The 21,058-nt window shown below is 59.6% G+C and carries 25 protein-coding genes; 14 read left to right on the forward strand and 11 right to left on the reverse strand.

Annotation, left to right across the window (positions count from 1 at the left end):
- Positions 1–99 precede the first annotated feature (99 nt).
- Entirely contained in the window at positions 100–786 is a 687-nt protein-coding gene (locus tag PseuLF5_RS24995; RefSeq protein ID WP_123464735.1) for an LrgB family protein, read from the reverse strand.
- On the reverse strand, positions 776–1,162 hold the full coding sequence (locus PseuLF5_RS25000; protein ID WP_340134922.1) for a CidA/LrgA family protein: 387 nt from the start codon (positions 1,160–1,162) through the stop codon (positions 776–778). Before PseuLF5_RS25000 ends, PseuLF5_RS24995 begins: the two co-directional genes overlap by 11 nt.
- A 96-nt stretch (positions 1,163–1,258) precedes the next feature.
- Here PseuLF5_RS25000 and PseuLF5_RS25005 point away from each other — a divergent pair, with 96 nt between their 5' ends.
- Complete coding sequence (locus PseuLF5_RS25005) at positions 1,259–2,146, forward strand: LysR family transcriptional regulator (protein ID WP_128615110.1); 888 nt, start codon at positions 1,259–1,261, stop codon at positions 2,144–2,146.
- Here the strand turns inward: PseuLF5_RS25005 and PseuLF5_RS25010 are convergent.
- On the reverse strand, positions 2,136–2,591 hold the full coding sequence (locus tag PseuLF5_RS25010; protein ID WP_336347097.1) for a flavodoxin: 456 nt from the start codon (positions 2,589–2,591) through the stop codon (positions 2,136–2,138). The genes PseuLF5_RS25005 and PseuLF5_RS25010 overlap by 11 nt on opposite strands.
- A 153-nt stretch (positions 2,592–2,744) precedes the next feature.
- Between PseuLF5_RS25010 and PseuLF5_RS25015 the strand changes: the two genes are divergently transcribed.
- Both PseuLF5_RS25015 and PseuLF5_RS25020 read left to right on the forward strand, forming a co-directional pair.
- Positions 2,745–3,221, forward strand: coding sequence for a PAS domain-containing protein (locus PseuLF5_RS25015; protein WP_186745569.1), 477 nt, complete (start codon positions 2,745–2,747; stop codon positions 3,219–3,221).
- Between the two features lie 54 nt (positions 3,222–3,275).
- Positions 3,276–3,881 carry a hypothetical protein gene (locus PseuLF5_RS25020; protein WP_123464725.1) on the forward strand — a complete coding sequence of 202 codons (606 nt, stop codon included), beginning with the start codon at positions 3,276–3,278 and terminating at the stop codon, positions 3,879–3,881.
- Between the two features lie 2 nt (positions 3,882–3,883).
- Here the strand turns inward: PseuLF5_RS25020 and PseuLF5_RS25025 are convergent, their stop codons facing one another.
- A complete protein-coding gene (locus PseuLF5_RS25025; protein ID WP_340134923.1) occupies positions 3,884–4,843 on the reverse strand; it encodes a MerR family transcriptional regulator in 960 nt (319 codons plus the stop codon).
- Between the two features lie 210 nt (positions 4,844–5,053).
- Between PseuLF5_RS25025 and PseuLF5_RS25030 the strand changes: the two genes are divergently transcribed.
- The 6 genes from PseuLF5_RS25030 to PseuLF5_RS25055 all read left to right on the forward strand — a co-directional run bounded on the left by PseuLF5_RS25030 (position 5,054) and on the right by PseuLF5_RS25055 (position 8,113).
- On the forward strand, positions 5,054–5,623 hold the full coding sequence (locus tag PseuLF5_RS25030; protein ID WP_128615112.1) for an antibiotic biosynthesis monooxygenase: 570 nt from the start codon (positions 5,054–5,056) through the stop codon (positions 5,621–5,623).
- A 98-nt stretch (positions 5,624–5,721) separates the two neighbouring features.
- A complete protein-coding gene (gene folM / locus PseuLF5_RS25035) occupies positions 5,722–6,432 on the forward strand; it encodes a dihydromonapterin reductase (protein ID WP_340134924.1) in 711 nt (236 codons plus the stop codon).
- A 21-nt stretch (positions 6,433–6,453) separates the two neighbouring features.
- Positions 6,454–7,014: a GTP cyclohydrolase I FolE gene (folE, locus tag PseuLF5_RS25040; protein ID WP_123464717.1), complete on the forward strand. Its 561-nt coding sequence runs from the start codon at positions 6,454–6,456 to the stop codon at positions 7,012–7,014.
- Positions 7,015–7,386: a dihydroneopterin triphosphate 2'-epimerase gene (folX, locus tag PseuLF5_RS25045; RefSeq protein ID WP_123464716.1), complete on the forward strand. Its 372-nt coding sequence runs from the start codon at positions 7,015–7,017 to the stop codon at positions 7,384–7,386.
- Between the two features lie 99 nt (positions 7,387–7,485).
- Entirely contained in the window at positions 7,486–7,782 is a 297-nt protein-coding gene (locus PseuLF5_RS25050) for a DUF1244 domain-containing protein (protein WP_222833642.1), read from the forward strand.
- On the forward strand, positions 7,775–8,113 hold the full coding sequence (locus tag PseuLF5_RS25055; protein ID WP_340134925.1) for a HopJ type III effector protein: 339 nt from the start codon (positions 7,775–7,777) through the stop codon (positions 8,111–8,113). Before PseuLF5_RS25050 ends, PseuLF5_RS25055 begins: the two co-directional genes overlap by 8 nt.
- An 80-nt stretch (positions 8,114–8,193) precedes the next feature.
- Here the strand turns inward: PseuLF5_RS25055 and trxB are convergent, their stop codons facing one another.
- Complete coding sequence (gene trxB / locus PseuLF5_RS25060) at positions 8,194–9,156, reverse strand: thioredoxin-disulfide reductase (protein ID WP_003221727.1); 963 nt, start codon at positions 9,154–9,156, stop codon at positions 8,194–8,196.
- Positions 9,157–9,467: 311 nt separating this feature from the next.
- Between trxB and cysZ the strand changes: the two genes are divergently transcribed.
- Positions 9,468–10,223: a sulfate transporter CysZ gene (gene cysZ, locus PseuLF5_RS25065; protein ID WP_340134926.1), complete on the forward strand. Its 756-nt coding sequence runs from the start codon at positions 9,468–9,470 to the stop codon at positions 10,221–10,223.
- A gap of 27 nt (positions 10,224–10,250) precedes the next feature.
- On the opposite strand, the gene PseuLF5_RS25070 is transcribed toward cysZ, so the two are convergent.
- Positions 10,251–10,826: a hypothetical protein gene (locus PseuLF5_RS25070; protein WP_340134927.1), complete on the reverse strand. Its 576-nt coding sequence runs from the start codon at positions 10,824–10,826 to the stop codon at positions 10,251–10,253.
- 116 nt (positions 10,827–10,942) lie between these two features.
- On the opposite strand from PseuLF5_RS25070, the gene PseuLF5_RS25075 reads away from it, so the two are divergent.
- Positions 10,943–12,142, forward strand: a complete 1,200-nt coding sequence (locus PseuLF5_RS25075) for a glycosyltransferase family 4 protein (protein WP_123464706.1) — start codon at positions 10,943–10,945, stop codon at positions 12,140–12,142.
- Between the two features lie 136 nt (positions 12,143–12,278).
- Here PseuLF5_RS25075 and PseuLF5_RS25080 read toward each other — a convergent pair whose 3' ends face one another.
- The 3 genes from PseuLF5_RS25080 to PseuLF5_RS25090 form a co-directional block, all read right to left on the reverse strand.
- Complete coding sequence (locus PseuLF5_RS25080) at positions 12,279–13,382, reverse strand: NADH:flavin oxidoreductase (protein WP_123464704.1); 1,104 nt, start codon at positions 13,380–13,382, stop codon at positions 12,279–12,281.
- A gap of 166 nt (positions 13,383–13,548) precedes the next feature.
- Positions 13,549–14,031 (reverse strand): glutathione peroxidase, encoded by a 483-nt coding sequence (locus PseuLF5_RS25085; protein WP_123464702.1) that lies wholly within the window; start codon positions 14,029–14,031, stop codon positions 13,549–13,551.
- 123 nt (positions 14,032–14,154) lie between these two features.
- The gene (locus PseuLF5_RS25090; protein WP_003221719.1) at positions 14,155–14,640 is read right to left on the reverse strand and encodes an FKBP-type peptidyl-prolyl cis-trans isomerase; all 486 of its coding nucleotides are present in this window, start codon (positions 14,638–14,640) and stop codon (positions 14,155–14,157) included.
- Between PseuLF5_RS25090 and PseuLF5_RS25095 the strand changes: the two genes are divergently transcribed.
- Genes PseuLF5_RS25095 through PseuLF5_RS25105 form a run of 3 tightly spaced genes read left to right on the forward strand, consistent with a single transcriptional unit; the run spans position 14,609 to position 18,001 of the window.
- Positions 14,609–14,935, forward strand: coding sequence for a DUF3565 domain-containing protein (locus tag PseuLF5_RS25095; RefSeq protein ID WP_123465978.1), 327 nt, complete (start codon positions 14,609–14,611; stop codon positions 14,933–14,935). The two genes, PseuLF5_RS25090 and PseuLF5_RS25095, sit on opposite strands and share 32 nt — an antisense overlap.
- A 60-nt stretch (positions 14,936–14,995) precedes the next feature.
- Positions 14,996–17,095, forward strand: a complete 2,100-nt coding sequence (gene pta, locus PseuLF5_RS25100) for a phosphate acetyltransferase (protein WP_267804465.1) — start codon at positions 14,996–14,998, stop codon at positions 17,093–17,095.
- Positions 17,096–18,001 carry an acyltransferase gene (locus PseuLF5_RS25105; protein ID WP_123464698.1) on the forward strand — a complete coding sequence of 302 codons (906 nt, stop codon included), beginning with the start codon at positions 17,096–17,098 and terminating at the stop codon, positions 17,999–18,001.
- A gap of 180 nt (positions 18,002–18,181) precedes the next feature.
- On the opposite strand, the gene cysN is transcribed toward PseuLF5_RS25105, so the two are convergent.
- On the reverse strand, positions 18,182–20,080 hold the full coding sequence (gene cysN, locus PseuLF5_RS25110; protein WP_222833646.1) for a sulfate adenylyltransferase subunit CysN: 1,899 nt from the start codon (positions 20,078–20,080) through the stop codon (positions 18,182–18,184).
- Between the two features lie 9 nt (positions 20,081–20,089).
- Positions 20,090–21,007: a sulfate adenylyltransferase subunit CysD gene (gene cysD / locus PseuLF5_RS25115; protein ID WP_098967227.1), complete on the reverse strand. Its 918-nt coding sequence runs from the start codon at positions 21,005–21,007 to the stop codon at positions 20,090–20,092.
- Positions 21,008–21,058 lie beyond the last annotated feature (51 nt).

Here is a 21,058-nt window from a genome sequence, read left to right on the forward strand (position 1 = left end):
CGTGTCAGCAGTCTAGTCAGGCGCAAAGGATCGTGTAGTTGCATTGCCAGCCAGCTTGATGACTGAGCGGGTCAGCCATGCAAACACCTTGGATCCATGTCAAAGCAACGACGCCAGCAAAGGCGCGGCAAACAGATTCAGCAGCCCGGTAAGCACCATCACCAGCCCGGCGACAGAACCTTCTTCACCGCCGACTTCGTGCGCCCGGCTGACCCCGGCACCGTGGGCGCCGACACCGAACAAGGCGCCGCGTGCGAGCGCACTGCGCAACGGCAACCACTTCAACAGAACGCCGCCGAGCATTGCGCCGAACACGCCCGTAAACATCACGAACACCGCCGTCAGTTCCGGCACGCCACCGAGATCCTGCGCCAGTGGCATGGCGAATGGCGTGGTGATCGAACGAGGCACCAGCGACAGGGTCACCGAACTGTCCAGCGCCAGTGCCCTGGCCAGACCGAACGAGGTGGCGATCGACGCCGCACTGCCGGCGACCATGCCGAGCAGCAACGCCGACCAGTGCCGCATCAACAATCGCCGTTGCTGCCAGATCGGCACGGCGAAAGCCACAGTCACCGGCCCCAGTACAAGCATCAGCCAATGGGTGTTGCTCGCATATTCGGAGTACGCGGTGTGCAGCGGCACCGCAAGCGCCAGCAACAACCCCGGCACCAGAATCAGCGGCGACAGCACGTAACGTCCAGTGCGTCGATAAATCCAGCGGCTGAACAGGTACGCCAACAGAGTGAAAACGAGCCAGAACATCGGCATCCATTCAAGCTTCATGGGAACGCCTCATGCGCACGGCCAGTTCCACGGTGAACGCGGTGACCAGCATCACCATCAAGGTACTGGCGGCGATCACCAACAGGATGCGCCAGCCGTCATGGCGCAGCAGCGCGCCGTAATCGAGCAGGCTCATCAACGCCGGAATAAAGAACAACAGCATTTCCGCCATCAGCAATCCGGCGCCCAATTGCAGCGCCGCCGGTTTCACCCAGCCGCAGGCGAACGTCAGCAGCAACAGGGCCATGCCGATGACGCCACCGGGAATCGGCCACGCCAGCCACGCGGCCAACTGGCAACCGAGCAGATAAAGACTCAGCAACACGGCGAGTTCGGCGAGCAGACGGAAAAGGTGTTTGAGGACGACGGTATTCATGCTTTTGCTCCTGACAGGCCGTTATTTTACGAACCGGCCTGCCATCCCAAAAGCGAATTGTTAGACTTGCAGCCATTCCACTTTGGAATCACAGCTATGGAATTCAAACAACTGCGCAGCTTCGTCGAAGTCATGCACCAGGGCGGTTTTACCCAAGCCGCAAAAACCTTGCACATCAGCCAGTCAGCGGTGAGCAAGCAGGTGGCCCAACTGGAACAGAGCCTTGGCACTCCGCTGCTCGAACGGCTCGGTTCACACCTGCGCCTGACAGCCGCCGGCAGCGTGGTGCTGCAACGGGCCGAAGGCATGTTGCGTTTGCGCAATGAACTGCTGAACGAACTGGATGACCTCAGCCATCTGGCGCGCGGCGAGTTGCGCCTGGGCTTGCCGCTATTGGGCAGCGATGCGCTGTTTGCCGGGGTGTTTGCCGAATACCGGCGGCGTTATCCGAACATCAGCATTCAGTTGCTTGAAGGCGGTAGCCGCCATATCGAGCAAGCGGTGTTGAACGGTGAACTGGAACTGGGCGGCAGTCTGTTGCCCAAGGACCCACAGTTCGACTGTCAGCCTTTTTGCGATGAGCGACTGGACGCCTTGCTGCCCGCTGATCACCCATTGGCTGCACGCGGCGAGATTGGCCTGGAGGAATTGGCCGATACGCCCTTCCTGCTGTACCAGCGCAGCTTCGTGCTCAACGACCGTTTACTGCAGGCCTGCCAGCAAATGGGCTTTACCCCGAAAGAAGGAGGCCGCAGCGGTCAGGCGGATTTTCTCGCCGCACTGGTGGCCGCCGGGCAAGGCGTGGTGCTGTTGCCCAGCGTGGTGGCGCGCGGTCTGGTGCGGCCAGGCGTGGTGCGCCTGACCTTGCGGGCGCCGGATTATCTGCGCTGGGACATCGCGTTCATCTGGCGCCAGGGGGCTTATCTGTCAAAAGCGGCTCAGGCATGGCTGGCGCTGTTGCGCGAGCGCGGGATCAACCCTTGAGTGCAACGATCAACTCCGCCAGCCAAGGCTCTGAGTCGGTTTCCGGGGTGACGCTTTCGCTGGCGTCGATGCGCAGCATGTCTTGCACTTCACGCACGCCCAATTCGGCAAACAACTCACGTATTTGCTCACCGCCGCCGCAGAACGTGTCGCCATAACTGGCGTCGCCCAAGGCGATCACCGCGCCCGGTAAACCACGCCACGCGGCGGGCAATTGATCGCGAATCATCGAGTACAGCGGTTGCAGGTTGTCTGGCAACTCGCCCATGCCAGTGGTCGAGGTCACGGCAAGAAACGCTTGCGGTCCGAACGCCTGGATATCGGCCAGACTGGCGCGGGCGTTGTAGAAGGTTTCAAAACCGGCTTCTTTCAGCAAGTTCTGAGCGTGGCGGGCGACTTCTTCGGCGGTGCCGTAGACCGAACCGGAGAGGATGGCGACTTTCATCAATCTGATCCTGAAACTGAAAAAAAGAGCGGCGATAGTAACAGTCTGGAGGACGAAGTTACGATTGGCTCTCAATAGGGGCTGATGGCCTATAGACAGCCTCTACCGATCTTCTAGAATGCCTGCCACTGATAACTCTGAAAGGATTCAAAGATGATCAACGCCAGTTTGCTGCAAATGGTGATCAACGCATCGAATGACGGGATCGTGGTCGCCGAAAAGGAAGGTGAGCAGGACAACATCCTGATTTATGTGAACCCCGCTTTTGAGCGCCTGACCGGCTACACCAGCGAGGAAATTCTCTATCAGGACTGCCGCTTCCTGCAGTCTGGAGACCGTGACCAGGAAAACCTGGCGCTGATTCGCGACACCCTGCGCAACGGTGGAGCGTGCCGCGAGATCCTGCGCAACTATCGCAAGGACGGCACGCCATTCTGGAATGAACTGTCACTGTCGACGGTGAAAAACGCCGATGACGGGCAGACCTATTTCGTCGGCGTGCAAAAAGATGTGACGGTGCAGGTCAAGGCGCAACAGCGTGTTGCACAATTGGAGGCCCAGGTCGCCGCTCTGCAAACCGAACTGGCAGCGGTGAAAGCGACGAACGGCGCAAACAAAACTGCGAACTAATGGTCATTAACTACAATCACCAATGACTTTGTAACTATTCCCTTCGAGCTAACCATGCAGCGCGACGCCCTCCTGACCCAGGATGAGCTGGATTTCATCCAGACCATGCAGCACAACCCGCAACTCAATGTGCGGGATGCAACGTCGAGCCTGCTGGTCAATGGTGGTTCGCAGATTCGTGATTTGCTCACGCGCCTGGCCGCTCATGAGCAAGTCACCATTCAGGCCAACTTCGAAAACCAACAGATGACCTTCCCGTTGCATCTGGTCGAAGACGAGTTTCACGCGCTGCATCTGCGTCTGGGTGTGCCGAGCATTTACGAAGACGGACCGATGGTGCGCCCGTGGCGCCTGACGCTGGAAGAACCGGTGGCTCTGGAAAACGCCAAAGGCCAGCCGGGAACGATGTGGGTGCATGAGGTTTCGCACAAAGGCGTGCTGCTGGAGATGCGCAACAAGACCAAACCGCCCAAGCATTTCGCCCTGTGGTTCAGCCCCTCAGGGTATGAGCGGATTTCATTGCGTGGCAACTTCGAGCGTGAAACCGAGCACGGTTTCTACGCCTATGAACTGAGCCAGACCGATGCCGATGAAACCGAGCGTCTGCGCCAGTTCATCCTGCAACAACATCGCTTGACCCACCCCGCCCTGCACACCTGATTTCAGGTATCGAGCGTTCCCGAGAGAAACTGGTTCAGACGCTGACGCATGGTTGCCCCTTCGTTGCCAATACAGCCGATCGAGCTGCCCGCCAGACTGTCCTGCGCCAGATCCGATGCATCCCCCGCCAGCAGCAACTGACAATCGAGACTCAATGCCAGGCGGTTCAAACGCCTTGGCAATTCGGCACCCGGCGCGTGATTGGAAAACAGCACCAGAACCTGCAGTTTGATTTTCTCGCAGACCAGGGTCAATTCGTCGAACGGCTGGCCGGTGGTCAATACCCGCACACCGGATTCACTGCTGCTGAGAAACAGCGCGGCCACCAGCAACTCGAGTTCACGACACTGACCGGCCAAGGCACTGACGATAATCTTGCGCGGTTGTGAGCCACGCAACACGATGATTCGCTGCAACACCCGTGAGCGCAGATAGCCATCCAGAAACAGCCACTCGCTGGTTTGCCCGAACGCTTCCTGACGCTGCAACAGTTGCCGCCACAGCGGCATCAGAATGTCCTGGAACACCACCGGCAACGCGTACGAGGAAAAGATCTGCCCATAGACCCGATCCAGCTCGATGTCGTCGAACGCACTCACGGCACTCTGCAACTGGTGCTGCCATTGCTGGTAGTCGGCCTGGACCAGATCATCGGGAATAATGTGCGCCAGCGCTTTCAAGGGCTCGGTCTTGGCGAGGATCTTGCCGATTTTGCTGACGGCCACCCCGCGGTCGATCCATTCGACAATGTTGCGAACACGCTCGATATCGGTCATCGAATACAGCCGATGCCCACTTTCGGTGCGCGTGGGCTGAATCAGACCATAGCGCCGCTCCCAGGCACGCAGGGTCACCGGGTTGACGCCCGTCAGGCGCGAGACCTCACGTATGGGAAACAGGTCTTCGCGCTCAAGCGCAACAGATGCCTGGGAAACAGGGCTAACGTCCGTCATGACAGGCATTCTGCATCTACGTCCACGCTATTGAATTGGATCCTATTCTAACCCCGCACACCTGATTGCGTTCAAGTGTCGATCTGCGACGAAAGTCACTGGTTAAATCACTAAATTCAGGAATAATCCTTGCTTGTTGCAGAACGCAGGCCTCTACCCCGGCCTGCGTCAGGCGAAACTCCTACCCGGAGTGACGCAATCGAAATACGGAGATACATAATGTCTACTTCCCCCGTCACGCTAATGGTCGCACGTCGTGTTGCTGATGGTCGCTATCAGGACCTGATCGCCTGGCTTCGTGAAGGCGAACAACTGGCAACCGACTTTCCCGGTTACCTCGGCTCCGGTGTATTGGCGCCGCCACCCGGCGACAACGAATTCCAGATCATTTTCCGCTTTGTCGACGAGCAGACCCTGCATGCATGGGAGCACTCGGCGTCGCGCACCGCCTGGCTGGAACGCGGCAGCGATCTGTTTGCCCACCCGAAAGAACACCGGGTCAGCGGCATCGAAGGCTGGTTCGGCGCCGCCGGCCAGCGTCCGCCGCGCTGGAAGCAGGCTGTCGCCATCTGGCTGGCATTCTTTCCCGTGTCATTGCTGTTCAATTTCGTGCTGGGTCCTGCGCTCGCGCCAATGGGCCTGCTGCCGCGCGTATTGATCAGCACAGCGTGCCTGACGCCATTGATGGTTTACTTCTTCATTCCGCTGTCGACGCGGTTGCTGGCCGGCTGGCTGAATAGCATTCCGGCACGCCGACTGCCGGTGGAACCGGTATCTGAAAACCGTTGACTCCCCGCTGCCACTCAAGCCACAAAGCTCGTCCTGCAATAGGAGTACAAGGCACGTCGCTGTTATAGTTTTTGCTCTGACTGCGACGTGAGCCGTTCATGACCTCAACCTCCGCCCCGATTCTCATCACCGGTGCCGGCCAGCGTGTCGGTTTGCACTGCGCGCAACGTTTGCTTGAAGACGGCCACCGCGTCATCTTCACCTATCGCACTGAACGTCCGGGGGTGCAGGCATTGCGGGATCTGGGCGCCGTCGCAGTGTTCGCGGACTTTTCCAGCGAAGCCAGCATTCTCGCCTTCATCCAGGCACTGAAAGCCCACACCGACCGTCTGCGCGCCATTGTCCACAACGCCTCCGAATGGCGGGCGGAAACCCCGGACCACGAAGCCGAAGCCTTCGTGCAGATGATTAACGTGCACATGCTTGCGCCGTATCTGATCAATCTGCACTGCGCCGACCTGCTCAAGCAATCGACGCCAGCGGACATCATCCACATCAGTGACGACGTCACCCGCAAGGGCAGCAGCAAGCACATCGGCTATTGCGCGAGCAAAGCCGGGCTCGACAGCCTGACCCTGTCGTTCGCCGCGCGTTATGCGCCGGCGATCAAGGTCAACGGTATCGCTCCGGCCCTGCTATTGTTCAATCCCGACGACGATGCGGCGTACCGTGCCAAGGCACTGGCGAAATCCGCGCTGGGCATCGAGCCCGGCAGCGAAGTGATCTACCAGAGCCTGCGCTATCTGCTCGACAACCCTTATGTCACCGGCACAACCCTGACCGTCAACGGCGGAAGGCACGTCAAGTAAGCCTTGCTGCGAGGATGATCCATGACCCGCTCCCTGCCCGAGCACTACCGCGACATCCTGATTGGCCTCGGTGAAGATCCCGATCGCGAAGGATTGCTCGACACACCGGTGCGTGCGGCCAAGGCCATGCAATACCTGTGTCACGGCTATGGGCAGAGCGTCGACGAGATCGTCAACGGCGCGCTGTTTGCCTCGGACACCGACGAGATGATCATCGTCGCTGACATCGAGTTGTACTCATTGTGCGAACATCACCTGCTGCCCTTCATCGGCAAGGCCCATGTGGCTTATATTCCGACAGGCAAGGTGCTGGGGCTGTCGAAGATTGCGCGACTGGTGGACATGTTCGCCCGACGCCTGCAGATTCAGGAAAACCTCACCCGGCAGATTGCCGATGCGGTGCAACAGGTCACCGACGCCGCCGGTGTCGCGGTGGTCATCGAGGCCAGACACATGTGCATGATGATGCGCGGTGTCGAAAAACAGAATTCAACCATGAACACCTCGGTCATGCTCGGCGCCTTTCGCGACTCGAGCAACACCCGCCAGGAGTTCCTGCAATTGATTGGACGGAGCAAGTAAATGCCACAACTTCAACCAGGAATGGCGCGCATCCGGGTCAAGGATCTGCGCTTGCGCACCTTTATCGGGATCAATGAGGACGAGATCCTCAACAAGCAGGATGTGCTGATCAACCTGACCATCCTGTACGCCGCGCAGGAAGCGGTACGCGACAACGATATTGATCACGCGCTGAACTACCGCACGATCACCAAGGCGATCATCGCCCACGTCGAAGGCAACCGCTTTGCGTTGCTGGAGCGCCTGACCCAGGAATTGCTCGATCTGGTGATGAGCAACACGTCGGTGCTGTACGCCGAAGTCGAAGTCGACAAGCCGCACGCGCTGCGCTTTGCCGAATCGGTGTCGATCACCCTCGCGGCAAGCCGCTGAGCTTCAAGCTTCGAGCTGCAAGCGTTAAGCTAACGGCCGACCCCGATCCAATCTTGCAGCTTGAAGCTTGCCGCTCAAAGCTGTCTCGCAGAGATTCCCATGACTGAGCAACAACGCCTCGAACTCGAAGCCGCCGCCTTCCGCCGGCTGGTCGCCCACTTGGACGGCCGCAAGGACGTGCAGAACATCGACCTGATGAACCTCGCCGGGTTCTGCCGCAACTGCCTGTCCAAGTGGTACAAGGCTGAAGCCGACGAGCGCCAGATCGAGGTCAGCCTCGACGACGCCCGTGAAGTGGTTTACGGCATGCCGTACGCCGAGTGGAAAGCCCAATACCAGCAAGAAGCCAACGCCGAACAACAGGCGGCGTTCGCCAAAGGAAAAACCCATGAGTGATTTGAATACCCTGCGCGCCAGCCTCAAGAGCGGCGAACACGTTTTCGCCGACACCCTGGCCTTCATCGCCGCCGGTTACGACTACCAGCCGCAAGCATTCAACAACGGCGGCGTGGAAAACGCCGCCGGGCAGAACGAAGGCTCGTGCAAGACCCTGAGTCTGGCGCTGCTGGAAGGTCTGAGTGACGAAGAAGCGCTGCTGGCGTTCGGCGAGCATTACCGCTCGGTGCTGGCGACGCCTGAGGGCAGTGATCACGGCAATATCAGGGCGTTGATCCAGCACGGGCTGGCCGGCGTCAAATTCACCGCTCAACCCCTGACCCGCCGCTGATTCCTACAATGTAACTGCGTTGCGCCATAAATAACGGGCATAAAAAAACCGGCCGAAGCCGGTTTTTTTGTGTATGCGATTTAGAACGAAGCGTTCTGCAGACCGTCCAGGTAACGCTCGGTGTCCAGTGCCGCCATGCAGCCGGCGCCGGCCGAGGTAATGGCCTGGCGGTAAACGTGGTCAGCCACGTCACCGGCGGCGAAGATGCCTTCAACGCTGGTGGCAGTGGCGTTGCCATCGCGGCCACCCTGCACCACCAGGTAACCGTCTTTCAGGGTCAACTGGCCTTCGAACAGCGAAGTGTTCGGGGTGTGGCCGATGGCGATGAACACGCCGTCGACCTTGATTTCGTCGAAGCTGCCGTCGTTGTTCTTCAGGCGCGCACCGGTCACGCCCATGTTGTCGCCCAGCACTTCGTCGAGGTTGGCGTTCAACTTGAGGATGATCTTGCCTTCGGCCACACGGGCGTTGAGCTTGTCGATCAGGATCTTTTCGGCGCGGAAGGTTTCGCGACGGTGGATCAGGGTCACGGTGCTGGCGATGTTGGCCAGGTACAGTGCTTCTTCAACAGCGGTGTTGCCGCCGCCGACCACTGCAACAGGCTTGTTGCGGTAGAAGAAGCCGTCGCAGGTCGCGCAAGCCGAAACGCCTTTGCCCATGAACGCCTCTTCCGACGGCAGGCCCAGGTAGCGAGCGCTGGCACCGGTGGCGATGATCAGGGCGTCGCAGGTGTAGGTCGCGCTGTCGCCGGTCAGGGTGTACGGCTTGGCGGCAAAGTCTACGGCGTTGATGTGATCGAAAACGATCTCGGTTTCGAAACGCTCGGCGTGCTCGCGCATCCGCTCCATCAGCGCCGGGCCGGTCAGGCCGTGAACGTCACCCGGCCAGTTGTCGACTTCGGTCGTGGTGGTCAGTTGACCGCCGGCCTGCATGCCGGTGATCAGCAGTGGCTTGAGGTTGGCACGGGCGGCATAAACCGCAGCGCTATAACCGGCAGGGCCGGAACCGAGAATAATCACTCGCGAATGACGGACTTCAGACATGACCTGCTCCTGTTGACCGGGCCGAAACACTGGCGCGGAACGCCGGACTGCCGGCGGGAATAAAAAAGGACTGTGGATAACCTTGGGGAAGGCATGAGCTCGACAGTCCTGTAAAAAGTTGGGTGCAGCGTATCGAGGGGGGCAAGATTAAGGAAATACGGTTTAACAATCCAGCTCATAGGTGGTCTCTATGCGCAGACACTGACGAGATGGACGTCTTTGTTACAGTGAATGTCGATCGCTCTGCCGCGCTTTCCCGCTTGGTGCAAAGTCGGTAAGGTCGGCGCGTTTTCCCTTGCTCGGAGCACCTTATGCCCGCACCCGTTCTGTCCGGCCCGCAATACCTGCGCGAAGGCCTCAAACTGGTTCTCAGCCCGGCCCTGCGCCTGTTCGTGTTGTTGCCACTGGCGATCAACCTGGTGCTGTTCGTCGGATTGATCTATCTGGCCGGCCATCAGTTCAGCCTGTGGGTCGATACGCTGATGCCATCGCTACCCGAGTGGCTGAGTTTCCTCAGCTACATTCTTTGGCCGTTGTTTGTGGTGCTGGTCGCACTGATGGTGTTTTTCACTTTCACCATGCTGGCCAACGTCATCGCCGCGCCGTTCAACGGTTTCCTCGCGGAAAAAGTTGAAGTGGTGGTGCGAGGTACTGATGATTTCCCAGCGTTCAGCTGGGGCGAACTGATCGCGATGATCCCGCGCACCCTCGCCCGGGAAATGCGCAAGCTCGGCTACTTCCTGCCCCGGGCGATCGGCCTGTTCATCCTCTCGTTCATCCCGGTGGTGAACATCATTGCCGCACCGCTGTGGCTGTTGTTCGGCGTGTGGATGATGGCGATCCAGTACATCGACTACCCGGCGGATAACCACAAACTGGGCTGGAACGAGATGCTCGCCTGGCTGCGGCAGAAGCGCTGGCAGAGCATGAGTTTTGGCGGGATTGTCTATCTGGTGCTGCTGATTCCGGTGGTCAACATCCTGATGATGCCGGCGGCAGTGGCCGGAGCGACGTTGTTCTGGGTGCGTGAACGCGGTGGCGAGGTGCTGGCTCAGGAAAAGGCCTGAGCCAGACGCTGTTGTTTTGTCGCTGCTTCAGTGGAGAAAGCTCCACGTCCCGATCAGCACCAATGCCCACAGGGCGATGCCTGGAACGATGATCAAAAAATTCCAGGCATTCAGGCGGTTGTTGCCCAAGCCTTGCGGATCGTTGGCGGCCAGGTTGATCAGTTGCTGGCCTTCACTGGCGACATAGGCCCTGAGCGGCAGCAGTGCCGTGGCAAACAAACTCAGGTACAACAAGCCTTCGAAATGGCTCGATAGTTTATCGAGCACCACTGCAAGCAACGTCAATACAACAAACACCGTTGCCCACTGTTCAAGATCCCAGCTGGATTTTCGGCCGCTGTCGTGAATGATTTTGTCTGCATGGCGATACAGCCTGTGCACGAAAAATATATAGAAGATACCGCGCGCCACTGGCCACAGCTCTTCCTGCGTCCGTTGTTTGTACAGGCTCCAGTTTTTGTACGACCAATAATAGAAATACAGGCCAAAACTGAGCACCGACAGCAGAATGAATTTCCACCGGGCGACCACGTAAAATCCCGCAGCCTGCACATCTTCGTTCAACAGATTCGCTTCAGGGGGCGCGTAGATATTTTCCGACATAGCCATTTTCTTGGTTCAAACGTTCAATCAAGGGTAACGACCGACTGGCGAAAATATTGAGCCCGGCGGGGCCAGTGGCTGTCATCAATCCATCATCAACTCGACACAATGACGACATGGCCTCAGTCGACACTGAGGTCATGACGACAGCTCTACATATCACTCTGATCAGCGAAACCTTCCCACCGGAAATCAACGGGGTGGCCAATACCCTTGGCCGCTTGTGCGATGGCTTGCGCGCGCGCGGCCACCAGGTTGAACTGGTGCGCCCGCGTCAGGCCGGTGATCCGCAGCGCAGTGAAGATGACGCGCTGCTACTCTGCCGCGGCTGGCCGTTGCCGGGGTATCCGGGGCTGCAATGGGGCCAGTCGTCGATGCACAAACTGCTGCGACGCTGGAAACGTCAGCGCCCCGATGTGCTGTATATCGCCACGGAAGGCCCGCTGGGGTTGTCGGCACTGCGTGCGGCGCGCCGTTTGGGGATATCGGTGGTCAGCGGTTTTCACACCAATTTCCAGCAATACACCAGCCAATACGGGCTCGGTCTGCTGACGCGGATGCTCACGCATTATCTGCGCTGGTTTCACAATCGCTCGGCCATGACGTTGGTGCCGAGCGTCAGCCAGCGCCTGGAACTGGAGCGGCGGCATTTCGAGCGGTTGGCGCTGTTGTCGCGCGGTGTCGACAGTCAGTTGTTTCATCCGAGCAAGCGCCTGAACGCCCTGCGTGAGCAATGGGGACTGAGCGAGCACGACGTTGCCGTCATTCACGTAGGACGACTGGCGCCGGAGAAGAACCTGGGTCTGCTCAAACGCAGCTTTGAACAACTGCGCAGCACCTATCCACAGCGCAATCTGAAAATGATCGTGGTCGGCGACGGCCCGCAGCGCACGGCCCTGGAAAAGGACCTGCCCGAGGCGATTTTCTGCGGTTCGCAGCGCGGCGAAGCGTTGGCCGCGCACTATGCATCCGGTGACATGTTTCTGTTTCCGAGCCTGACCGAAACCTTTGGCAATGTCGTGCTGGAAGCCTTGGCTTCAGGCCTTGGCGTGGTGGCTTACGATCAGGCGGCCGCCGCGCAGCATATTCGCCACGGCTACAACGGCGTGCTGGCCATGCCCGGCGATGAGCAGGCCTTTTGCGAAGCAGCGGCGTGGTTACTGGAGGAAGAAGAGACGTTGCGTTGTGTGCGCCTGAATGCGCGGCAGCACGCAAGTCGCCAGGGCTGGCCGGCGGTTATCGAGCAGTTTGAAAAGCATTTGCGCGGGGCTTGTGTGGGGGAGCAAGTGGTGCCGAATGCGCAAACATTGCCCTGATTCTTTGCTGACGTTAGAACCGCCTTCGCGAGCAAGCTCGCTCCCACAGGGGATCTCCAGTGAACACAAATTTTGTGAACAGCAGAGAAACCTGTGGGAGCGAGCTTGCTCGCGAAGGGGTCAGTGAGAGCGCCGCTTAAACCAGCGTCATCAACGCCTCACGGCTGAACGGCAGAATGTCCTGTTCACGCCCCTCGCGGACTTTCTGTGCCCAGTCCGGATCCACCAGCAGCGCACGCCCCACCGCGACCAGATCGAACTCTTCCTTATTCAAACGCTCCAGCAGATTCTCCAGACTGGCCGGCTGCGCGACCTTGTCGGTGTTGACCATGAACTGCAGGAACTCGCCATCCAGGCCGACGCTGCCAACGGTGATGGTCGGCTTGCCAGTCAGCTTGCGGGTCCAGCCGGCCAGGTTCAGTTCAGAACCGTCGAACTCCGGCTCCCAGAAGCGGCGCGTCGAGCAATGGAAAATATCCACGCCAGCGTCAGACAGCGGCTTGAGGAACTCACCCAGCGCTTCCGGGGTTTGCACCAGACGCGCCGTGTAGTCCTGCTGTTTCCATTGCGAGAAACGGAAGATGATCGGGAAGCCTTCACCGACCGCTGCACGTACTGCCTGAATCAGCTCGATGGCGAAACGCGAACGGTTGGCCAGGCTGCCGCCGTATTCATCGGTGCGCTGGTTGCTGCCTTCCCAGAAGAACTGGTCGATCAGATAACCGTGGGCGCCGTGGATCTCCACGCCGTCCATGCCGATGCTTTTGGCGTCTTTGGCCGCTTGGGCGAAGGCTGCGATCACATCCTGAATGTCTTGTTTAGTCATGCCGTGCACCACGACCTGACCGTCCTTGAGTTTTTCCGACGGACCGTAACCCGGCACGCTGGCATCCGGCTCAGTCCCGATACGACGTACGCTGCCGACATGCCACAGTTGCGGAACAATCTTGCCGCCTTCGGCGTGAACCGCATCGACGACCTTCTTCCAGCCGGCCAATGGCGCGTCGCCAAAGAATTGCGGCACGTTCGGATAGCCGTTGGAGGCAATGTGGCCGACGGTGGTGCCTTCGGTGATGATCAGGCCAACGCCGGCCGCGGCACGACGACGGTAGTACTCGATGACTTTGGAGTTCGGTACGCCGCCCGGGGAAAACGAGCGAGTCATCGGCGCCATGACCACGCGGGTCGGCAATTCGAGGGCACCGAGGTGGAACGGTTTGAACAAGGCTTGGACCGGCATTGGAAACTCCGCAGGGAATGGCTTTATGACGGCGATAATATGGAGTGTTACAAGCCTTGAACAGCATTATTGATTTGGGTGATCAAGGATCAGAAACGAAAAGATCGCAGCACCGGCAGGCCCCTGCAGGCGCCGCCGAAGGCTGCGATCTTTTGATCTTGCTGTGTCAGCTCAGCGCTTTTTCAATCGCATGAACGATGGTCGGATCATCCGGCGCCGTGCGCGGCGAGAACCGGGCCAGCACGCGGCCGTCCTTGCCGAGCAGAAACTTTTCGAAATTCCAGGTGATGTCACCGGGAAACTCCGCACCCTCGCCCGCCAGCAAGCGGTAGAGCTGATGACGATCGTGACCGTTGACTTCGAGCTTGCTCGACAAAGGAAACGTCACGCCGTAGTTGAGGCTGCAGAACTCTTTGATTTCCTGCTCGGTGCCCGGCTCCTGGCCGGCGAACTGGTTGCACGGCAGGCCCAGCACACTGAAGCCCTTGCCCTTGAATTGCTGATAGAGGTTTTCCAGCGCCGCGTACTGAGGGGTCAAGCCGCATTTGGAGGCGACGTTGACCACCAGCACGACTTGGCCCTTGAAAGGCGCCAGCGGTAGCTCCTGACCATCCAGGGCTGTCAACTTAAGGTCGTGAAAAGCACTCATGACGTACTCCAGGATTCCCGTGTTCTACTCGAAACAGCCACTTGGCGAGACCACCAAGGACAGCCGCGGACTAAAAAGGCGCCCACAGGCGCCTCTCCAGTACTCGAAGCTTAGCGCAGAAAATCAGTGGTGATGGCCACCTTCGCCATGGACGTGGCCATGAGCGACTTCTTCCTGGCTGGCGTCACGCACAGCAACGACCTTCACTTTGAAGTTCAGGCGCTGACCGGCCAGTGGGTGGTTGCCGTCAACCGTCACGTCATCGCCGTCCAGATCACGGATGGTCACGATCTGCATCTGGCCGTCCGGCGCCGAAGCGTGGAACTGCATGCCGACTTCCAGCTCGTCGACGCCTTCGAACATGCTGCGGCTCAGGGTGCTGACCAGTTCGGCAGCGTATTCGCCGTAAGCGTCTTCCGGCTCGACGGAGACTTCCAGCTCGTCACCGACAGCTTTGCCTTCCAGGGCTTTTTCCAGGCCCGGGATGATGTTGCCTGCGCCTTGCAGGTAGACCAGCGGAGCGCCGCCGGCGGAGCTGTCGATGACCTCACCAGCGTCGTTGGTCAGGGTATAGTCGATGGAGACAGCCTTATTGGCGGCGATCAGCATGGGGCGAGACCTTTTGCATAAGAATATAGAAAGGCCAAGTTTAGCGAAGCAATCGCGCGAAAGCGAACACAACCCGGACAAACGGGATTCGACGATTGCCGGCTTCCATCAGGATGAGGACGGCCATTGGGTCGTTGAGCTTTCCTGCGGCCACACGCAACACCTGCGTCACCAGCCGCCGTGGCAATCACGGGCGTGGGTGCTCGACCCGGCGCAACGTATTGAAAAAATAGGCCAACCCTTTGCCTGCGGTTGGTGCGCACAAGGCGTGGTTAGCGATAACCTTGGCAACTGAATTTCGGCAGATTGTCAGAGATAGATGATCGCCATTGCCATGCACCCTTAGAGAATCCGCATGCAAACTTTTTTTATCGCGCCCACCGATTTTGGTGTGGGTCTGACCTCCATCAGCCTCGGGCTGGTACGTACGCTTGAGCGCGCCGGGCTGAAGGTCGGCTTCTTCAAACCGATTGCCCAGCCGCACCCGGGCGACACCGGCCCCGAGCGCTCCACTGAACTGGTGGCGCGCACCCACGGCCTGAAACCGCCGCAACCCTTAGGCCTGGCCCACGTCGAGCGCATGCTGGGCGATGGGCAGCTCGATGAACTGCTCGAAGAAATCATCGCCCTCTATCAGCAAGCCGCCGTCGGCAAGGACGTGCTGGTCGTCGAAGGCATGGTGCCGACGCGCAGCGCCAGTTACGCCGCGCGGGTCAACCTGCACCTGGCCAAGAGCCTGGATGCCGAGGTGATTCTGGTCTCGGCGCCGGAAAACGAAGTGCTCGCCGAACTGTCCGGCCGCGTCGAGTTGCAGGCGCAATTGTTCGGTGGCCCGAAGGATCCGAAAGTCCTTGGCGTGATCCTCAACAAGGTCAAGACCGAGGAGAGCATGGACGCCTTCGCCGCACGTCTGAAGGAACATTCGCCGTTGCTGCGCAGCGGTGATTTCCGCCTGCTCGGCTGCATTCCGTTTCAGCCGGAACTCAACGCGCCGCGCACCCGCGACGTCGCCGATCTGATGGGCGCACAAGTGCTCAACGCCGGCGACTACGAAACCCGGCGCATGACCAAAATCATCATTTGCGCACGGACCATGCGCAACACCGTCGAGCTGCTCAAGCCCGGCGTGCTGGTGGTGACCCCGGGCGATCGCGACGACATCATCCTCGCCGTCAGCCTCGCGGCGATCAACGGCGTGCCGCTGGCCGGCCTGCTGCTGACCAGCGACACCCTGCCCGATCCGCGCATCATGGACTTGTGCCGTGGCGCGTTGCAGGCCGGTCTGCCGGTGTTGTCGGTGAGCACCGGCTCGTACGACACCGCCAACCTGCTCAACGGCCTGAACAAGGAAATCCCGATTGATGACCGCGAGCGCGCGGAGATCATCACCGATTTCGTCGCCAGCCATCTCGATGCCAAGTGGCTGCACCAGCGTTGCGGCACCCCACGGGAAATGCGCCTGTCGCCGGCGGTGTTCCGCTATCAGTTGATCCAGCATGCGCAAGCGGCGAACAAACGCATCGTCCTGCCCGAAGGCAGCGAACCGCTCACCGTGCAGGCAGCGGCGATCTGCCAGGAACGCGGGATCGCCCGTTGCGTGTTGCTGGCAAAACCTGCAGACGTCGAAGCCGTGGCGCGCGCCCAAGGCATCGTGTTGCCGCCGGGGCTGGAAATCCTCGATCCGGATCTGATTCGCGAGCGTTACGTCGAACCAATGGTTGCCTTGCGCAAGAGCAAAAGCCTCAACGCACCGATGGCCGAACAGCAACTGGAAGACACCGTGGTGATCGGCACCATGATGCTCGCCCTCGATGAAGTCGACGGGCTGGTGTCCGGGGTGATCAACACCACCGCCAACACCATCCGCCCGGCCCTGCAGCTGATTAAAACAGCACCGGGCTGCACGCTGGTGTCGTCGGTGTTCTTCATGCTCTTTCCTGAAGAAGTGCTGGTCTACGGCGACTGTGTGATGAACCCGCACCCAAGCGCTGCGGAACTGGCCGAGATCGCCCTGCAAAGCGCCGACTCGGCAGCGGCCTTCGGCATCACCCCGCGCGTGGCGATGATCAGCTATTCCAGCGGCGAATCGGCCAGCGGTGAAGAAGTCGAGAAAGTCCGTGAGGCCACCCTGCTCGCCCACGAACAACAGCACTCGTTGCTGATCGACGGCCCACTGCAATACGACGCCGCCGCCAACGCCGATGTTGCCCGGCAACTGGCGCCGAACAGTCAAGTGGCCGGTCGCGCCACGGTGTTCGTGTTCCCTGACCTGAACACCGGCAACACCACGCACAAAGCCGTGCAGCGCAGCGCCGATTGCGTCAGCCTCGGCCCGATGCTGCAAGGCCTGCGCAAACCGGTGAACGATCTGCCGCGCGGCGCGCAGGTCGATGACATCGTCTACACCATCGCCCTGACCGCGATTCAAGCCGCCAACCGACCTATGGATGTGTAAATGCTGGACTTTCTCCCTGCACCGTTGCGCGGTGTGATCGCCTCGCTGCTGTTGGCACTCAATACAATTCTGCTGTGCTCGTTTCTGTTCTGCGTGGCGCTGATCAAAGTGCTGCCGTTCGACCTCGCACGACGCGCCTCGTTGTGGCTGATGAGCCACACCCACGAAGCCTGGATCAGTAACAACAAGGCCTGGATGAACCTGGTACGGCGCACGCGCTGGCATATCAGCGGCCTGCAAGGCCTGGACTACCAGCACTCGTACCTGATCACCAGCAACCACCAGAGCTGGGTCGACATTCTGGTGCTGCAATACGTGCTCAACCGCAAGATCCAACCGCTGAAGTTCTTCCTCAAGCAGGAGTTGATCTGGGTTCCGGTGATCGGTCTCGCGTGGTGGGCGCTGGGCTTTCCGTTCATGAAGCGCTACTCCAAGGCCTACCTGGAAAAGCACCCGGAAAAGAAAGGCAAAGACCTGGAAACCACACGCAAGACCTGCGCGAAGTTTCGCGACAATCCGGTGGGGATTTTCAACTTCGTCGAGGGCACGCGCTTCACTGAAGGCAAGCATGCGCAGCAGCAGTCGCCGTTCAAATATTTGCTCAAGCCCAAGGCTGGCGGGATCGCCTTTGTGCTGGATGCGATGGGTGAACAACTGGAGTCGATCGTCAACGTGACCATCCACTACCCGGCCGGCCGTCCGGGGTTCTGGGATTTGCTCTGCGGCAATGTGCGCGATGTGGTGGTGCACTTTGAAGAACTGCAGATTCCGCAGCAATTCATTGGCAAGAACTACGACCAGGACGGCGAATATCGCCTGCAGTTTCAGGGCTGGATCAATCAGCTTTGGCTGGACAAGGATGCATTGCTCGAACAGATGCACCGCGAATACCCAGCGAGGTCTTGAGGCGCCTTTTCCGGCCTCATCGCTGGCAAGCCAGCTCCCACAGGTTTCTCTGCCTTACACAATATTTGAGTGTGCTGAAAATCCCTGTGGGAGCTGGCTCGCCAGCGATAGCAATCTCAAGGCAATAAAAAACCCGCAGACAATCACTCGTCTGCGGGTTTCTTTTTTCCGACTAAGCGCTTAGATCGCGCCACGCTTGCGCAGCAGATCCAGCACTTGCTTGACGCTTTCTTCCAGCGACAGCGACTGGGTGTCGATCACCAGGTCGGCGTTCAGCGGCACGTCGTACGGGAAGGATTCGCCCGGGATGTTGTCGCCACCGGCGGCATACAGACCCTGCGGATCACGTTCGGCACACACGGCCGGCGAGGCCTGCACGTAGACCGTCAGCAGACGATCCTTGCCGATCAGCTCCTTGGCCTGCTCGCGACCTTCAGCGCTTGGCGCGACGAACGCTGCCAGGGTCAGCAGACCGGCTTCGTTGAACTGACGCGCGACATGCGCGGCACGGCGCCAGTTCTCGGTGCGACCGGCGCGATCCTGCGGCAGACCTTTGTTGAGGTCATGACGCAGATTCTGACCATCCAGTACAAACACCGCCCGGCCCATGTCGAACAACTTACGCTCGACCGCATAGGCCAGCGTGCTTTTGCCCGCGCCCGACAAACCGCTGAACAACACGGTGGCCGGCTGCTGACCGAAACGCTGAGCGCGTTCTTCGGTGGCAACATGGGCGAGTTTGCCGTGATGCGTGGCAGTGCCATGCGTCACTGGCTGAGCAACGATCATGCCCGCGCCGACGGTGCCATTGGTCAAACGGTCGATGACGATGAAGGCGCCAGTGGTGCGGTTGCTCTCGTAACCGTCGAGGGCGATCGGCGCGTCGAGCGCGATCTTCACCTTGCCGATTTCGTTGAGCTGCAACGCGCTCGCCGGGCCTTCTTCCAAGGTGTTGACGTCGACCTTGTTGACGATGCTGGCGATCGAGCCCGGCACGTAACTGGTAGCGCGCTTGATGTCGTATTTCTTGCCCGGCAGCATCGGCTCTTCAGCCATCCACACCAGCATCGCTTCGAAGCTGTCGGTGACCGGCGGCACGTTGTCGGCATGCACCAACAGGTCGCCACGGGAGATGTCGATTTCGTCTTCCATGGTCAGCGTCACCGCTTGACCCGGGCCGGCGTGCTCCAGTTCACCTTCGAAGGTGACGATGGATTTCACGCGGCTGCTCTTGCCCGACGGCAGCACCACCACTTCGTCGCCCTTCTTGACGATGCCGCTGGCGAGGGTGCCGGCGAAACCGCGGAAGTTCAGGTTCGGACGGTTGACGTACTGCACCGGGAAACGCAGATCGGTGAAGTTGCGGTCGCCCGCCACTTCCACGGTCTCGAGGATTTCCATCAGCGACTGGCCGGTGTACCACGGCGAGCGCTCGGACTTGTTCACCACGTTGTCGCCCTTCAGCGCCGACATCGGCACGAAGTGCATGCTGGTCGGCTTCATCTTCAAGCCTTCGGCGAACTTCAGGTAATCAGCCTTGATCGACTCGAACACGCCTTCATCGAAGTCCTTGAGGTCCATCTTGTTGATGGCGACGACGATGTGTTTGATGCCCAGCAGGGACGCGATGAAGCTGTGGCGACGGGTCTGGGTCTGCACGCCGTAACGCGCATCGACGAGGATGATCGCCAGGTCACAGGTGGACGCACCGGTGGCCATGTTGCGGGTGTACTGCTCATGGCCGGGGGTGTCGGCGATGATGAATTTGCGTTTGGCGGTGGAGAAATAGCGGTAGGCGACATCAATGGTGATGCCCTGCTCACGCTCGGCCTGCAGACCGTCGACCAGCAACGCCAGGTCGATGTCGTCACCGGTGGTGCCGACTTTCTTCGAATCACGGGTGATGGCTTCCAGGTGATCTTCGTAGATCATCTTGGAGTCGTGCAGCAGGCGCCCGATCAGGGTGCTCTTGCCGTCATCGACGTTACCGCAGGTCAAAAAGCGCAGCAGCTCTTTACGCTCGTGCTGGCCCAGGTAGGCGAGGATGTCCTCGCTGATCAAATCAGATGCGTGCGACATGACAGCCCCTTAGAAATAGCCTTGACGTTTTTTATCTTCCATCGAGCCTGCGCCATCGTGGTCGATGACCCGGCCCTGGCGCTCGGAAGTTCGCGTCAGGAGCATTTCCTGAATGATGTCCGTCAGGCTTTCGGCCTCGGACTCTACCGCGCCCGTCAACGGGTAGCAGCCAAGGGTGCGGAAACGCACTTTCTTTTTGACGATGCGTGCCTTGTCCTCATCGGACAGGTGTTCGAGGATACGGTCGTCGTCGATCATGATCAGCGTACCGTTCTTCTCGATCACTTCGCGTTCGGCGGCGAAGTACAGCGGCACGATCGGGATGCCTTCGAGGTAGATGTACTGCCAGATGTCCAGTTCGGTCCAGTTCGACAACGGGAACACACGAATGGATTCGCCCTTGTTGACCTTGCCGTTGTAGACGTTCCACAGCTCCGGACGCTGGTTTTTCGGGTCCCAGCGGTGCTTGCTGTCGCGGAACGAGTACACGCGCTCTTTGGCGCGGGATTTCTCTTCATCGCGACGGGCACCGCCGAAGGCTGCGTCGAAACCATGCTTGTCGAGCGCCTGTTTCAGGCCCTCGGTCTTCATGATGTCGGTGTGCTTGGCGCTGCCGTGGGTGAACGGATTGATGTTCTGTGCCACGCCATCGGGGTTGATGTGGGTGATCAGGTCCAGGCCCAGTTCTTCGACCATCTTGTCGCGGAACTTGTACATCTCCTGGAATTTCCAGCGGGTGTCGACGTGCATCACCGGAAACGGCAGTTTGCCCGGGAAGAACGCCTTGCGTGCCAGGTGCAGCATCACGGCGGAGTCTTTACCGATGGAGTACAGCATCACCGGGTTATCGAACTCGGCGGCCACCTCGCGGATGATGTGGATGCTTTCCGCCTCCAGCTGTTTCAGATGCGTCAGTTTGTCGACCATGGCTACTCACGAAAGCTTTCTTATGAACGGCCAGCGGGCCGTGTTCGAGCG

The sequence above is a fragment of the Pseudomonas sp. LF-5 genome, assembly GCF_037626295.1.
Taxonomy (GTDB): Bacteria; Pseudomonadota; Gammaproteobacteria; order Pseudomonadales; family Pseudomonadaceae; genus Aquipseudomonas; species Aquipseudomonas monsensis.